This is a genomic window from Sphingobium chungbukense (assembly GCF_001005725.1).
GTDB classification, from domain to species: domain Bacteria; phylum Pseudomonadota; class Alphaproteobacteria; order Sphingomonadales; family Sphingomonadaceae; genus Sphingobium; species Sphingobium chungbukense.
In genome coordinates this window covers 1-2,253 of record NZ_LBIC01000033.1, presented here as the reverse complement: position 1 = coordinate 2,253, position 2,253 = coordinate 1, and the positions used below count along the sequence as shown (strand labels likewise).

1 protein-coding gene and 1 pseudogene are annotated in these 2,253 nt (G+C 68.0%); both read right to left on the bottom strand.

Annotation, left to right across the window (positions count from 1 at the left end):
* Positions 1-797 (bottom strand): annotated as a pseudogene (locus YP76_RS26380) (hypothetical protein); the annotation flags it as partial.
* Positions 794-2,143 (bottom strand): tyrosine-type recombinase/integrase, encoded by a 1,350-nt coding sequence (locus YP76_RS26375; RefSeq protein ID WP_046766336.1) that lies wholly within the window; start codon positions 2,141-2,143, stop codon positions 794-796. The pseudogene YP76_RS26380 and the gene YP76_RS26375, both read right to left, overlap by 4 nt.
* Positions 2,144-2,253: the final 110 nt, after the last annotated feature.

Genomic DNA, 2,253 nt, shown 5'->3' with positions numbered 1-2,253 from the left:
GGCAGATCGCGCGCAAGCAGGTGATGGCGGCCATGCAGATCGTCGATGAGCGTGCTGATCGGCAATCCGCGCCGCATGCGCATGAAATAGAGGCTCTTCAGCGCCGGATGGTCTACGACGATAAAGCCCTGCCGCGTGATGATCGCTTCGACATCGGCGCGCGCCCTGGCGATGGCTGGGTCGCTCTCATCGGTGCGGTCGTCGGCGCCGAGACGGCGGAATATCGCTTCGACATCGGCCCTCGCGGCGTCGCGCAACGTGCGGGCGACGAAGGGGCTATAAGCATCGCGCGGGGTCGAGCGGCCCGCCGATGTGGCCAGCGTGTAGCGCAGCCGCTCATGCAGGTCGGGCGCGATCCGATCGGGCCGGTCTGCCTCGATCGCGCGCAATGTGTTGACGATCTTGCCGACCGTTATGTGCCGGTGGATCGCGCCCATCCCGCGCTGGTCGAGCGCGGAGGCGAACCCATCGATATGGACTGCGCGCAGGTCGCTGACACCAGCCACGTTCAGCGCTTCGTCGCCAAGCCAGGCGAAGAACAGGCGGTAGGCATTTACATACTGCTTGATGACGCTCGCCGCACCGATCGGTCCTCCGAGCGCGGCCGATCGACGCAGCGCGCCGGCGAAGGCGATGGCGAGTGGGCGAGGATCGAGTGCGGCCATATCGACCAGGACCGTCCCGCCATGCCGCGCCTCGATGGTGAACTTGAGGCCGAGCACGGGATCAGGCTGCACGGGCTCCGGCGTGATCGGCGCGAAGGCGACGGGCCGGCCCTTGCGGGGACGACCGCTCATGCGCCCTGCGGTCCCGGCAGCAGCGCGAGCAGCTCCTCGACCGCCGCATCCACCGTATCGGCGCGGGTCGCGATATGGTCGAGGTAGATATAGGTGGTGGTGAGGCTTGCGTGGCCGAGCAGGCGTTGCACCTGTTGCAGCGGGTCCCCGAGGATCAGCCGGTAGCTCTCCACCGGCCCCGCCGGCAATGCCGCTTCGCGCAGTCGCTGCTGGATCAGCAAGGCGAGCATATGAACTGCGAATGTGTGGCGAAGCTGGTGCGGGTTGATCGACAGCGGGAAGCCGTTCTCCGCGCACCGCTTGCAGGCGCGGGTGAAGATCACCTCCCACGAGTTGGGGCGGACAGGCTGCCCGACCTCGGTCAGCCACAGCGCCGCCGGCTCGCGGGGCGGTCCATCCTCGTCGTACAGGATCAGGCGGCATCGTTCCTCCGGAGTGCAGACATCGCGCATGCGGTCGAGACCGGCGCGGGTGACAGGGATCGGTCGCTCGAAGCGGGCCGCGCCATCGCGCGCGGCGAACTTGGCCACGCCCGCTGCGCGCTCGACGGCGACATAGGCGGCAATCTGACGAAGCAGCCGGCGTGGGACCAGAACGCTGCGTCCCCGATCGCCCTTGGTGAGCGGCGGCGGGAGAGGCAGCCAAAGTTGTTGGGCATCACCGTCCGCGCAGTCGATCGCCGCGAGCTCGGCGGTGAGCAAGCCCGACGCCTCTTCGAGGCGCAGGCCGGTGGTGACGAGAAGATCGGCGAACAGCGCGTTGCGCAGCCCGTTACGGTCGCGCGCGCCGGGCCGCTCGGTGCCGTCAGGGGTGAGCCCGCGCAGGCCGACCTCGCGGAAAATGCGGTAGTCGTCCATCGTGACGAACCGCACATCCGATCGCCTGGCAACACGTTCATAGGCGTCATTGCGCGCCGCGATCATGCCGCGACGGCCACCATGCGCCGGTCGCCACACGGCGCGGCGGCTGAACGGCGCGTCGGTGATCAGCCCGTGCTGCTCACCCCATCGGTAAAGGCGATCGAGACTGGCGACGGCGCGGTTCCAGCTTGCGGCCGTTATCCGGTGATCGGCCTCGTCGCGGCGTCGCTCACGATGAAAGGCGTCGACATCGTCGCGGGTCGCAGCCCACACGGTCTTGCCGCAGGCATCGAGAAAACGGAGCCAGACTACGACATCATAGGCGTAGGCGCGAAGCGAGTGCCGCGAGCGGACCCCCGACAGCGGCAGATCGAGAAAGAAGCGATCCAGATCGGCATCATACAGCGCGTCGTCGCGCAGGATCAGCGGCACATGAGCATCGAGGCCCTTGGCCTCGCGGCGCTCGCAAACAGTAATGATCGACACCGGCGCAAAGCCCTCCCCCCGGACCCCCCACCCGGAAGCTGACCTCGCACCGTTGCGCCTGTGGCCCGGCAGTAATCAGGCTGGCCTCCGCAGCTCTTGGGTCAGCGCTA